The organism is Saccharopolyspora sp. NPDC002376, assembly GCF_053593195.1.
The window spans coordinates 59866-70881 of record NZ_JBSFBZ010000041.1 but is presented as its reverse complement, the minus strand read 5'-3'; the positions used below and the strand labels follow the sequence as shown (position 1 = coordinate 70881).

12 protein-coding genes and 2 pseudogenes are annotated in these 11016 nt (G+C 68.7%); 6 read left to right on the top strand and 8 right to left on the bottom strand.

All coding sequences use genetic code 11. The features are described from left to right. Window positions 1-407: pseudogene (locus ACWCO2_RS25025) on the top strand (DDE-type integrase/transposase/recombinase); the annotation flags it as partial. Between the two features lie 106 nt (window positions 408-513). On the opposite strand, the gene ACWCO2_RS25020 reads toward ACWCO2_RS25025, so the two are convergent. Together ACWCO2_RS25020 and ACWCO2_RS25015 are read right to left on the bottom strand one after the other, a co-directional pair. Next, window positions 514-1077 carry a cytochrome b gene (locus ACWCO2_RS25020; RefSeq protein ID WP_450130193.1) on the bottom strand — a complete coding sequence of 188 codons (564 nt, stop codon included), beginning with the start codon at window positions 1075-1077 and terminating at the stop codon, window positions 514-516. Beyond that, a complete protein-coding gene (locus ACWCO2_RS25015; protein WP_450130192.1) occupies window positions 1074-2174 on the bottom strand; it encodes a catalase family peroxidase in 1101 nt (366 codons plus the stop codon). Before ACWCO2_RS25015 ends, ACWCO2_RS25020 begins: the two co-directional genes overlap by 4 nt. Window positions 2175-2327: 153 nt before the next feature. On the opposite strand from ACWCO2_RS25015, the pseudogene ACWCO2_RS25010 reads away from it, so the two are divergent. Further along, a pseudogene (locus tag ACWCO2_RS25010) lies at window positions 2328-2566 on the top strand (IS5/IS1182 family transposase); the annotation flags it as partial. A 208-nt stretch (window positions 2567-2774) separates the two neighbouring features. Here ACWCO2_RS25010 and ACWCO2_RS25005 read toward each other — a convergent pair. The 5 genes from ACWCO2_RS25005 to ACWCO2_RS24985 form a co-directional block, all read right to left on the bottom strand. Continuing rightward, on the bottom strand, window positions 2775-3065 hold the full coding sequence (locus ACWCO2_RS25005; RefSeq protein WP_450130191.1) for a hypothetical protein: 291 nt from the start codon (window positions 3063-3065) through the stop codon (window positions 2775-2777). Continuing rightward, window positions 3011-3535: an ABC transporter ATP-binding protein gene (locus ACWCO2_RS25000; RefSeq protein ID WP_450130190.1), complete on the bottom strand. Its 525-nt coding sequence runs from the start codon at window positions 3533-3535 to the stop codon at window positions 3011-3013. The genes ACWCO2_RS25005 and ACWCO2_RS25000 overlap by 55 nt, the downstream gene beginning before the upstream one ends. Next, window positions 3532-4545 carry a FecCD family ABC transporter permease gene (locus tag ACWCO2_RS24995; protein WP_450130189.1) on the bottom strand — a complete coding sequence of 338 codons (1014 nt, stop codon included), beginning with the start codon at window positions 4543-4545 and terminating at the stop codon, window positions 3532-3534. Before ACWCO2_RS24995 ends, ACWCO2_RS25000 begins: the two co-directional genes overlap by 4 nt. 56 nt (window positions 4546-4601) lie before the next feature. Beyond that, window positions 4602-5609: an ABC transporter substrate-binding protein gene (locus ACWCO2_RS24990; RefSeq protein WP_450130188.1), complete on the bottom strand. Its 1008-nt coding sequence runs from the start codon at window positions 5607-5609 to the stop codon at window positions 4602-4604. A 120-nt stretch (window positions 5610-5729) separates the two neighbouring features. Further along, window positions 5730-5879, bottom strand: coding sequence for a hypothetical protein (locus ACWCO2_RS24985; protein WP_450130187.1), 150 nt, complete (start codon window positions 5877-5879; stop codon window positions 5730-5732). Between ACWCO2_RS24985 and ACWCO2_RS24980 the strand changes: the two genes are divergently transcribed. The 3 genes from ACWCO2_RS24980 to ACWCO2_RS24970 all read left to right on the top strand — a co-directional run bounded on the left by ACWCO2_RS24980 (window position 5878) and on the right by ACWCO2_RS24970 (window position 9174). Beyond that, complete coding sequence (locus ACWCO2_RS24980) at window positions 5878-6147, top strand: hypothetical protein (protein WP_450130186.1); 270 nt, start codon at window positions 5878-5880, stop codon at window positions 6145-6147. The genes ACWCO2_RS24985 and ACWCO2_RS24980 overlap by 2 nt on opposite strands. A 1260-nt stretch (window positions 6148-7407) precedes the next feature. After that, a complete protein-coding gene (locus tag ACWCO2_RS24975; protein ID WP_450130185.1) occupies window positions 7408-8565 on the top strand; it encodes an MBL fold metallo-hydrolase in 1158 nt (385 codons plus the stop codon). A gap of 45 nt (window positions 8566-8610) precedes the next feature. Further along, the gene (locus ACWCO2_RS24970) at window positions 8611-9174 is read left to right on the top strand and encodes an RNA polymerase sigma factor (RefSeq protein WP_450130184.1); all 564 of its coding nucleotides are present in this window, start codon (window positions 8611-8613) and stop codon (window positions 9172-9174) included. Window positions 9175-9210: 36 nt separating this feature from the next. On the opposite strand, the gene ACWCO2_RS24965 is transcribed toward ACWCO2_RS24970, so the two are convergent. Next, window positions 9211-9561 (bottom strand): DDE-type integrase/transposase/recombinase, encoded by a 351-nt coding sequence (locus ACWCO2_RS24965; protein ID WP_450130183.1) that lies wholly within the window; start codon window positions 9559-9561, stop codon window positions 9211-9213. On the opposite strand from ACWCO2_RS24965, the gene ACWCO2_RS24960 reads away from it, so the two are divergent. After that, window positions 9499-10827, top strand: coding sequence for a (Fe-S)-binding protein (locus ACWCO2_RS24960; RefSeq protein WP_450130182.1), 1329 nt, complete (start codon window positions 9499-9501; stop codon window positions 10825-10827). The two genes, ACWCO2_RS24965 and ACWCO2_RS24960, sit on opposite strands and share 63 nt — an antisense overlap. The last annotated feature ends 189 nt before the right edge of the window (window positions 10828-11016 follow it).

Here is an 11016-nt window from a genome sequence, read left to right as displayed (position 1 = left end):
AACTGGATCGTGGGCTACTCGATCTCCGATCGCATGAGGTCCTCACTCGCGGTCGCGGCGTTGCGCAACGCTATCGCGCTCCGCGACCCGCGCGGTGTGATCGTTCATTCCGACAGGGGTAGCCAGTTCCGGTCGAAGAAGTTCCGGCGACTGCTGCGCCGCCACCAGCTGGCCGGGTCGATGGGTAGGGTCGGCGCATGTGGGGACAATGCCGCGATGGAATCGTTCTTTTCCTTGCTGCAAAAGAATGTTCTCGACACCAGGCGTGGCGCACCCGCGAGGAACTGCGGCTGGCGATCGTGTCCTGGATCGAGACGAAATATCACCGCAAACGTCGACAACGACGCCTGGGCAAACTCACCCCGGTCGAGTTTGAGACCATCTATACCGCCGCACACGCGGCCTGAACCACTCAAGCCCAAGTGACAACCGAACCCTGGGCAGCCCCCCAGCCTTGCGCACATCGTCCGCGACGACGTCACGACCAGTGTTCCCAATCGTGTTTTCGACGAGTCATCGCTTCGGCCGCATGCTGCGCCAGAAGGCCATGCGGTCGAGGAGGCCGTCGCGTAGGACGAGCGTGTGGAACAGCACCGCGCACATGTGGGCTGTGAAGGCGAAGAAGAGCAGGTAGGCCAGGACGGTGTGGGTTTCCCGGAGCGTTGAGTACAGGGATGTGCTGGGCGGGAGGATGGCGGGCAGGTGGAGCGATCCGTAGAGCACGACAGGGGTTCCGGCGGCCGAGGTCATGGCCCAGCCGATGAGTGGCTGGGCGAACAGCAGGGCGTAGAGCAGGTACTCCGACCCCGTGGCCACGACCCGCTCAGCGGGCGACATGGTGGCTGAATGTGCCGGCGGTCGGCGCAGTAGCCGGTTGACGAACCGGACTACGACCAGAACGAGGATCGCGATTCCCAGTGGCCGGTGGAGGAACAGCAGCGCATGGTAGGCACTCGGGGAGGCCACCATGGCGACCCCGATGAACAGCATGGCGATCACCATGACCGCCATCAACCAATGCAGCACTCGGGACAAGACCGTGTAGCGGGCGGAGTTGTGGGGCGAGTTTTTGTTCACTGTTGCACCTTTGAAACGTCGACCGCGCTGGGCTGCTTGGGTTCGCTGGATCTGCGTGTGAAGGACTGGGAGTAGACCGCCGAGCGCGCGCTGAGCAGTGGATCGTCGGATGCCGAGATCCCGTCCGGTAGCACGAGGGGGTCGAAGTTGACGTCCCGGGCGTTTCCGGCTCCCTCGGTCTGCACCGAGTCGATCGTCAGCGTCCCCGCATTGATCTTCTGGCGGCTCTCGGGCCAGGGCATGGTGGGGTCGTCCGTCGGATCATCGGGTTCCCCGACGGTAAGCACTAGGCTCCACTGCAGCGGATGGGCCGAAAGCTGGACGATGAGCGAGTCGAACAGGTAGTTCTCGTCGGCGGGTTTCGTCGTGTTTCCGGGGCGGGCCGGCTGCGCGGGCACCAGGGACCAGCGCACTGGGACGGTCACGCCCGTCTCGTCGGTGGCGAGGAAGGCGTTCAGGCTGTTGAAGGTGCTGTCGTCAAACCCGGATGTCGGCGGGTGCGCCTTGATGATCTTCTGCGCCCTGGCGGTTTCGGGATGCTTGGCGAGGAATTCGGCCATCTTCTGCGGATCCGGCTGGCCCGTGCCCGGAACCGGTTTGGACGCGAGGAGCCGGTCGTAGAAGCCCTGCACGGTGTTGTCGGGGAAAACCGGGATGTTGATCAGGGCGGTGCGCCACTGCTCCCCGTTCGACAGCGCGAAGACCAGTCCGAGACCCCGGATGGTGTCGTTGGCGTCGGTCGCCTGCGGTTTGCCGCCGGACAGTGAGAATCTGCCAACAACCGGGGTGCGGCCTGGGTGGAAGACCGACGCCTTGGATACCGAGGTTCCGGACCCGTTGCTCGTGAAGTGTCCCGATACGCACACACCTTTGGCGTGGTTGCGACGGAATCCGGCATGCTTGCCGTTCACCTCCTCGAAGCGATCCGCGATGCGCACCGGTGTCAACTTCTCGGAACTGAACCAGCCGCCCGCGTAGAGGAACCCGCCGACGCTCGTGACGCCAACACCACCTACGGCAACGAGCCCGAGCAAAGTGCTCCGGCGACTGACCATGGGACAGCCGGGCGAAAGGGGCGGGTTGGTGTCTTCGTCCATTTCCTTCTCCATATCAGGACTGCGATCACGAAGCCGGGAGCTTCGTTCCCCTGCAAGTGAGACCTACGTGCGAAGAACCCGACACGTTCAACCATCGAGGAGTGCTCTCGGTCACAGAGCTCGGGCTTCCTCGATCCGGCGCGGTCGAAGAGTTCGCGCACTCAGATCCGTGCCCGTCGCGACGAGTGGATCAAGCTGGGTGTTCTCACCGAGCTCAAAAAGATCGTGCTGGAGTCCTATGACCGCATCGTCAGCCTGTTGCTGGACGACATTGCTGTGGACGGGTGCATCACCAAAGCCCCCGGTGGTGGCGAGGTCGCCGGTCGACCGACGCAAGCAGGGCATGAAACGCTCACAGATGGGTCGAGGGCTACAGCATCCCCCTGGCGCGCGAGCCGGCCAGCACCCATAAAGATCACCAATCCGCGCGGACTCCAAGTCCGGAACGTCGCCGCGCTGCCGCTCGGGGCCGCAGGCCTGCTGAACCCGATGATCGCGGGGGCGGCGATGGCGCTGTCGAGCTGCTTGGTCGTGTCCAACAGCCTCCGGCTCACCCGCTTCCGCGGCACGACCGCCCGGGAGCGCTCGCCGAGTCCTGATTCAGCCGCGCAGCTCGCGCAGCAGCACGCGCGGCCGCCCATCGACCGGATCGGCGATCACACTGCCGTCCACTTCGAACACATCACGGAAGACAGCCGGGGTCAGCACCTCGGCGGGCGGCCCCGCCGCGGCGATCGCACCGGCTTTCAGAGCGACGATCGTCGTAGCGTGCCGGGCCGCGAGGTCCAGAGTGTGCAGCGCGGCCACGACCGTGACGCCCAGCGACGAAACCAGACTCAGCGCGGAGATCTGGTGCGCCGGGTCGAGGTGGTTGGTCGGCTCGTCCAGCACAAGCACCTCCGGTTGCTGGGCCAGGGCCCTGGCCAGCAGCACGCGCTGCCGGACAATGTGGACAGTGGTCGGTCTGCGAAAACCGTGGCGCCAGCGCGTTCCAGCGCGTCCGCCACGACCGCCTCGTCGGCGGCGGTGAGCCGGTCGAACGCGCCGAGGTGCGGGTACCGGCCTAGCCGGACCGCTTCGCGCGCGGTGAAGTCGTAGCCACCGGCCTGGTCCTGGCCGAGCACCCCGACCCGGCGCGCGACGTCGCGGTGCCGGGCCGTCCACACGTCCTCGTCCCCGAGCAGCACGGCTCCCGCGCGGGGCCGCAGAGCGCGATAGACGGTCTTGAGCAAAGTGGACTTCCCGCTGCCGTTCGGGCCGACCACGGCCACGAACTCGCCCTGCGCGATCGTCAGCGTCACGTCGTGGACCGCCGGCACTTCGGTGTAGCCGGCGGAAACGCCGTCGAAGACCAGTTTCACGACAGTCCCACCGTTCCCGCCGCGCTGCGGCGCAGGGTCACCAGGAACAGCGGGACGCCGATGGCTGCGGTGAGGATGCCGATCGGCAGCTCGGTCGGGGCCAGCACCAGCCGGGCGGCGGTGTCGGCCCAGACGATCACGAGCGCACCGAGCAGCGCGGTGACCGGCAGCGCGCGGCGGTGGTCGGCGCCGACGAGCAGCCGGGCCAGGTTGGGCACGATCAGCCCGATGAACCCGATGCTGCCGGACACGGCGACGACGGTCCCGGTCAGCAACGCGACGATGACGAGCAGCACGGCGCGGGCGCGGGCGGCGTCGAGCCCGAGCGCGGCGGCACCGTCGTCGCCGAGCACCAGCAGGTTCAGCCGGCCGGCGCCCGCCGCCGAAACGACCACCAGGACGAGCACGACGCCCGTGCAGGTCAGGGCCAGGGGCCACTGGGCGCCCGCGAGGCTGCCGAGGATCCAGAACAGGATTTGTTGCTGCGCGTCGACGTCCCTGGTGCGCAGTAGCAGGAACGAGACGACCCCGGCCAGCAGCTGGCCGACCGCGATGCCGGTCATCACCATCCGGCCGGCCTGGATCCGGCCGGCGGTGCGCGAAAACCCGAACACGACCAGCGCGGTGACCACCGCGCCGCCGAACGCGGCCAGTGGCAGGGTGAGCAGCCCGGCGACACCGGCGCCAAGCGTGGTCAGCACAAGCACGGCGCCGACGCCCGCCCCCGAGGTGAGCCCGAGGGTGAAGGGCTCCCCCAGGGGGTTGCGGACCATGGCCTGGGTCAGCAACCCCGCCACAGCGAGCCCGGCGCCAACGAAGACACCCTGCAGAACCCGCGGCACGCGCAGGTCCCACACGATGAAGTCGAACGGCCCGGCCGCGCCGCCGCGCCCGGCGAGGTGGGCACCCACGATGGACGTCACCTCGCCGGGCGAGATCGACACCGGCCCGAGGCCCACGGCCACCAGGGCGGAGACCACCAGCGCGGCCGCGAGCACTACCAGGACCACCGCGATCGGGCTCCCGCCGAGCAAGCCACTGCCCCGGGACCGCTCACGAAGCACTGTCACTTGTGGAGCCCTTCCGCGATCTTCGCGACGGCGTCGCCGTTGAGCACGCTCGGCGAGAGCAGGATGCTCTGCGGCACCACGGCGAAGCGGTTCTCCTTCACCGCTGTCGTCCCGGCGAGCACCGGGCTGCTGCGGATCGAGTTCAGCAGGTCGTCGTCGCTGCCCTGCGAGAACCCGGAGATCACGACGATCGCCTGCGGGTCGCGCTGGACGACCTCTTCGGCGCTGAGGCTGGCGAAGTCCTGCATGGCGTCTTCGGCGATGTTCTTGCCACCGGCCAGGGTGATGACGCCGTTGGCCAGGCCGGTGCCGCCTTGGACCCTCACCGGCTGTCCGGCGGCGGGCGGCGTGGACAGGGCGAGTACTCGCACCGGCGTCACCCCGGTGTTCTTGGCCTTGTCGATCGACGCGGTGATCTGGGCGACCAGCTCGGCACCGCGCTGCTCGACCCCGAAGACCTTTGCGGCCTGCTGGATGAACGTAGTCGTCGCGGACAGGTCCTTGACCGCGGCGCCTTCGGCGGTGTCGCACGCGACCAGCGACTTCGCTCCTGCCTTGGCCAACTGGTCGACGGTCGGGGTGCCGTCGAACCCGCCGAAGCTGTAGCTGGAGATGCCGACCACGAGGTCGGGCTTGGCCGCGATCACCGCCTCGGCGTTGCCCTGGCCCGGGTCGAGCACCGGGATCTTCGCCAGCGTTGCCGCTTCGTTCCCGGTGAAGGCCTTGAAGAAGTCCGGCGCGGCGGTGCCGACGATCCGGTCGGCGACGCCCAGGCGTTCGAGGATCGCGGCGGCGCTACCGTCCATCGTGACAACCCGCTGCGGCGGCGACGACAGCTGCGGGGGTTCGGGGCAGGCCGGGGCCTGCGGGGGCCCGCCCATGTCCATGGAACTGGGTGGGGCCGACGAAGGCGCTGCGGCGGGAGGGGTCGGGTCGGCACTGCCGCAGGCCGACAGTCCGAAAAGGACGGCCATGGCGGCGGCCGTCCGGCGCAGTGCTCTCACCGGGTTCTCCTCGAACGGTTGTAGACGAATCTAGGATCAGTGGTCGCACGGACGGGTGACTTGGTTCCCCGCGATCTCCGAAAGGGCCGGTGAATCACCTCACAGGGGCAGATCCGGAACTCACACGATCGAGTGGCCGACTTCTGGGTTCGAGCCCGGGTTTCCGGGCCGCGCTGGGAGGACTTCCGTCATGTCGTCACGCTCGCACCCGCCCGACGGGGACTGCTGACCGCTGGTCGCGGTCGCCGGGCTCGTGTCCTTCGTCGCCATGCTCGACATGAACATCGTCAACGTCGGGCTGGCCGACATCTCGCGTGCCTTCGGGATCTCGCCGGGTGCTGCGCAGTGGGCGGCGCTCGGCTACCAGCTGCCGGTGGTCGCCCTGCTGATCCCAGCCGGGCGCTGGCTCGACCAGGTCGGGCTGCGCCCCGCTCTGACCGGCGACCGGCGACCCCACATCGGGCCGAAAGCGTGGCGCGGGCGGCGATCCAGGAGCGGCGCGCCATTCCTCGTCGATGCGCTCCAGCCACTGTCGTGAGTCCAGGCATTCGGCGAAACCGGCCGCCAGGTCGTCGCGCTCCAGTGAGCTAGCGACGGGAAGGACCACGTCGACATGCCGGGCGGTCGGCGCCCAGTGAATCTCATGCACGACAAAAGTGTCCAACTTGGACAGTGCCAGCCGAAGCCGCTGTAGGTACTGGTAGTGGTGGGACGGTTGCCGCCCGCCCAGTAGGCGAGCCTCGTCCGCGGGAGCCGTGCGCCGACGATCCCGACGCCGTAGTCGCCCATCGATCCGAAGCCGTGGGAGAAACCGCCGCCGGGCAGGCCGATTTACCCGAGGAAGGCCGCGAGTGCGAGTCCGGCGAAGACGGCTTGCTCGCCACGCTCACCGCGCTGCAGGGAGTACACGACGTTGATGAGCGTGCGGGCGCCCGCCACCCGATGCGCGAGTTCACGGATGACCCGCGCGGGCGTCCGGCTGATTCCCGAGGCCCACTCAGGGGTTTGGGTACCCGGTCCGTTTCGCCGAGCACACAGCGGTGGACCTCATCGACCCTGACGGTATGGGTGGCGAAGGCGTCATCGACAAGGCCGTCGACGACGAGGATGTGGATCCGAGTGGAGCGGGCCGCCGCCCTGGCGAGGTCGCACCCGACGTGGCGCGCGTGGCCGCCGGGCACCACCCAGGTGTACGAGCGCCGCAGGCCGCCGAAGCTGACGAGCAGGTCGGCGTGCCGGGTGACATCGGCCCAGGAGACGGGTTTGTACCGCAGGTCGAGGGTGGCCCGCTGACCGATGAGGTGCGGGAGCAGCACCATGCTCGCGCCGAGGCTGGATTGTCTCACCACGCACCTTGCTCGCCTGGCATCGGCGCCTGGTGCCGCTCGCGCAGGACCATCCAGGTCTGCGTCAGCGAATACCGGACTCCAGCATCCGCTCGATCACCCCCGCAACCCGGGCCAAAGTCCACATCTCGGTGGCAAACCCGTTGGCACGTGGACCTTTGACCAACCCAGACTCGTCCTCCGCCAGCTGCTCATCGGACAGCCTGGGCATCCGCCCCGGGTGCCGCGCGATGGCCCGCCGACGCGCCGCCGGCGGCTGGCTCCGCCGATAGGGCCGGAGCATCCCGTGCGGGAACCGGATTTCGATTCTGCGGGCGCCTCTCCTCGATGGAACCGCGGGGCCACTGGGTCTGTCCTGATGTCTAAAAGCTATCCGAACCTTTCACCGGGTACCGCTATGACCGGTCGGACGGACATCACCGGCGCTGGTTCGGTGTCTCGACGAGGGCTCTGTGACCGAGGTCTCTTACTACGGTGAATCCTGGACCCGGCGCCCGTGCCTCTACTTGGTAGCTCCGATACGCGGAGCGGAACTACGAATCCGGGAAGGAATCATGATGTGCGATGCGACGTTGGCCAGCCCGGCCGAGGTGTGCCGGGTTGCGCCCCGCGCGACCATCGGCGGCGCGGTGGATCCGATCTCGTTGTCTCCGGTTGACGAAGTGCGGATCACCATTCTGATGGACAACAGCTTCGACGCTTTGCTGCCTGGCACCTCGGTGGTCCAGCGGGCGGGTGCGACGGCTGGGCCGGTTCCGGTCCCGGGCTTCGAGGACGAGACCAGCCCGATCGGACTCCGGGCGGAGCACGGCTTCTCCGCACTGGTGACGGTGAGTAGGCAGGGGCACGAGTCGACCGTGCTGTTCGACGCCGGGATCTCACCGGACGGCGTCGTGACCAACGCGGACCGGCTTGGTGTCGATCTCGGGGACATCCAGGCCGTGGTGCTCAGCCACGGCCATCACGATCACACCGGCGGGCTGCTGGGTGTGCTCGAGCGCCGCCGCGGGGACCTGCCCGTGGTACTGCATCCTGAGGCATGGACGCCCCGGCGCCTGCAGGCCGGGCCGGCCGTGGTGGACCTTCCCCGGCTTAGCCGGCGGGCGCTGCAGCGGGAAGGCGTCGGCATCGTCGAGCGCCGCCGGCCCTCATTGCTGGTCGAGGACATGATCCTGGTGACCGGCGAGGTGGATCGCACGACCGAGTACGAGCGCGGGATGCCGGCACCGCACCAACGGTGGACCGGTACCGGCTGGGATCACGATCCGCTGGTCGTCGACGACCAGGCGCTGGTCGTGCACCTCCGCGGTCGAGGGCTGGTCGTGCTGACCGGCTGCGGTCACGCCGGTGCGGTCAACATCCTCCGGCACGCCCGTCGGCTGACCGCGGTCGACAAGGTGCACGCCCTCGTCGGTGGGCTGCACCTCAGCGGCGAGGCGTTCGAGCGGATCATCTCCCCGACCGTGGCCGCTCTCGTGCAACTGCAGCCGGATGTGCTGGTGACCGGCCACTGCACCGGATGGCGGGCCCAACACGCGCTCGCGCACGCGCTGCCGGATGCGTGGGTCCCCAGCAGCAGTGGCAGCACCTGCTTGCTCCGTGCCGGCTGAAGCCGCACGAACCGCAACCGCAACCGCACGGGCTATCATCGCCGAGTGTCCACCGCCCGGTCCCGTCCTTCGGCCTTGTCCGCGCTGCCGTACGACGTGGTGGAGGACGCACGCCGGGGAGATTCTGCCGCCCTGGCGAGGGTGATCGCCTGCGCGGAACCGGAAATCCGGCGGATGGCCCGGAGCCGATGCCGATCCCGTGAGGATGCCGAGGACGCCGCACAGGAAGCACTAATCATCCTCTACCGGCGACTGGGCGCGTTGCGCACCGTGGCGGCGCTGAGCTCATGGCTGGTGCGCATCGTCGCCCGGGAATGCTGGAGGCTGGCCCGCCGCTCCTTGAGCCGGGTCCCGGCCGGACTTCGCCCTGCCGGGACCCGCTCATCGGAGGACGCCTGGTTCGCGCAGACCGGAGACCCGGACCTGGCGGCGGCGTTGTCCCGGTTGGCGGTGCAGGACCGTGAGGTACTGCTGCTGCGCGATGTGCTCGACTGGTCCGGCGATGACACCGCAGCTGAACTCGGATTGACCAGTGCTGCCATGAAATCCCGGCTGCACCGGGCGCGGAGCCGCCTACGTCGCGCACTGACCGGACGACCCGGCAACTGAAACAAGCCCTGATTCCTGGGCCCTGCGAGTGAAGGCTCAGGAGGTGTATTGGACTCCGTGGTCGGAGTGAATGATGGCTCCGGCGTTCGGGTTTCGGTTGTGGATGGCCATGCCGAGTGCGTTGGTAACCAGGGTCGAGGTTTGGCTGCTGTCGATGGACCAGCCGACGACACGACGCGAGTAGGTGTCCAGGACGACCGCGCAGTAGACCTTGCCTTCACAGGTGGGGCGCTCGGTGATGTCAGTGACCCACAGCTGGTTCGGGGCACCTCGGGCGAAGTTCCGGTCGACGAGATCGGCAGCGGTGGGCGTTTCAGGTTTGGGATGCCACCGCTTGTTTCCGGGCTCTCCCCCGGCGTGATCCTCAACGACGACCCCACCGCCCACCTGTCGGACCTCAAGTCCGCCCCGCCGGTCGAGTCCGAGGTCGATCGCTGCGTGGAGTGCGGGTTCTGCGAGCCGGTCTGCCCGAGCCGCGACCTCACGCTCACCCCGCGCCAACGGATCGTGCTGCGCCGCGAGATGGAACGAGCCCGCGCCGCCAGCGACCACGACCTCGTCGCAGAGCTGGAGTCCGACTACCGCTATGACGGCGTCGACACATGCGCCGTCGACAGCATGTGCGGCACCGGCTGCCCGGTCCTGATCAACACCGGGGATCTGGTGCGGCGGCTGCGCGCTGAGCGCCCGCAGGGCGCCGCGGCCAGAGCCTGGACAGTCGCCGCGAAGCACTGGGGCGGCACGACAAAGGCTGCTGGCACCGCGCTGTCGGTGGCGAAGGCAGTGCCCGGGGCGGCAGCGGTCACCGCCGCGGCGCGGAAAGTGATCGATCCCGAGCAGGTGCCGCTATGGTCGGCCGACCTGCCCGGCGGCGGCGGGCCCCGGAAACCGTCCGGCACGGTCACCCGGAACTCCGACCTGGTCCTGTTCTCCTCCTGCACCGGCACCATGTTCGGCTCCGACCGCGACGGGGCCGCGGACGCGTTCGTCCGGCTCTGCCACCGCACCGGCGTGCGGGTCGCGGTGCCCGACGGGCTGCCGTCGCTGTGCTGCGGGACGCCGTGGAAGTCCAAAGGCCTGCGCGAGGGCGCCACAGTGATGGCGGAGAAGGTGGTGCCCGCACTGTGGGACGCGACCGGCGGCGGCCGGCTTCCGGTGGTGACCGACGCGTCGTCGTGCACCGAAGGCTTGCAGGTCATGGTCGAGGGCGGGCCCGCGGAATACCGCTCGCTGCAGATCGAGGACGCTGTCGGGTACACCGCCGAGCGCCTGTTGCCGAAGCTGACCGTGCGCGAGCCGCTAGGCCGGATCGTGCTGCACCCGACCTGCTCTGCGACCCAACTCGGGCTGACCGGACCGCTGCGCGCAGTGGCGGGTGCGGTGGCGGCCGAGGTCGTCGTACCGGACAGCTGGGGCTGCTGCGCATTCGCCGGGGACCGGGGGCTGCTGCACCCGGAGCTGACCGCGTCCGCCACCGCTTCTCAGGCCAAGGAAGTCGTCAGCATCGAGGCCGAAGCGCACGCGTCCTGCAACCGGACCTGCGAGCTGGGCATGACCCGGGCGACTAACCGCTCCTACGAGCACGTACTTCGGATCCTGGAACGTCTTACCCGACAGCACCCACGTCCGACGGGGCAGTCCGAGACATGCTGACCAAGGGAGTCCGACGCGCACGGGTACGGCGTCCTCTGGCTCGTCCAGCGCACGAGCAAGACCAATAGCTGAAGCTGATCCGATCAAAGCACCGGCGATCATGCCGAAGGCCGATGAGTTCCGCGTTGCAGAGGGTGGTGACCGAGCATCAGGCCGGATTCGGCAATTCCATCGAGAATCCGGTACTCG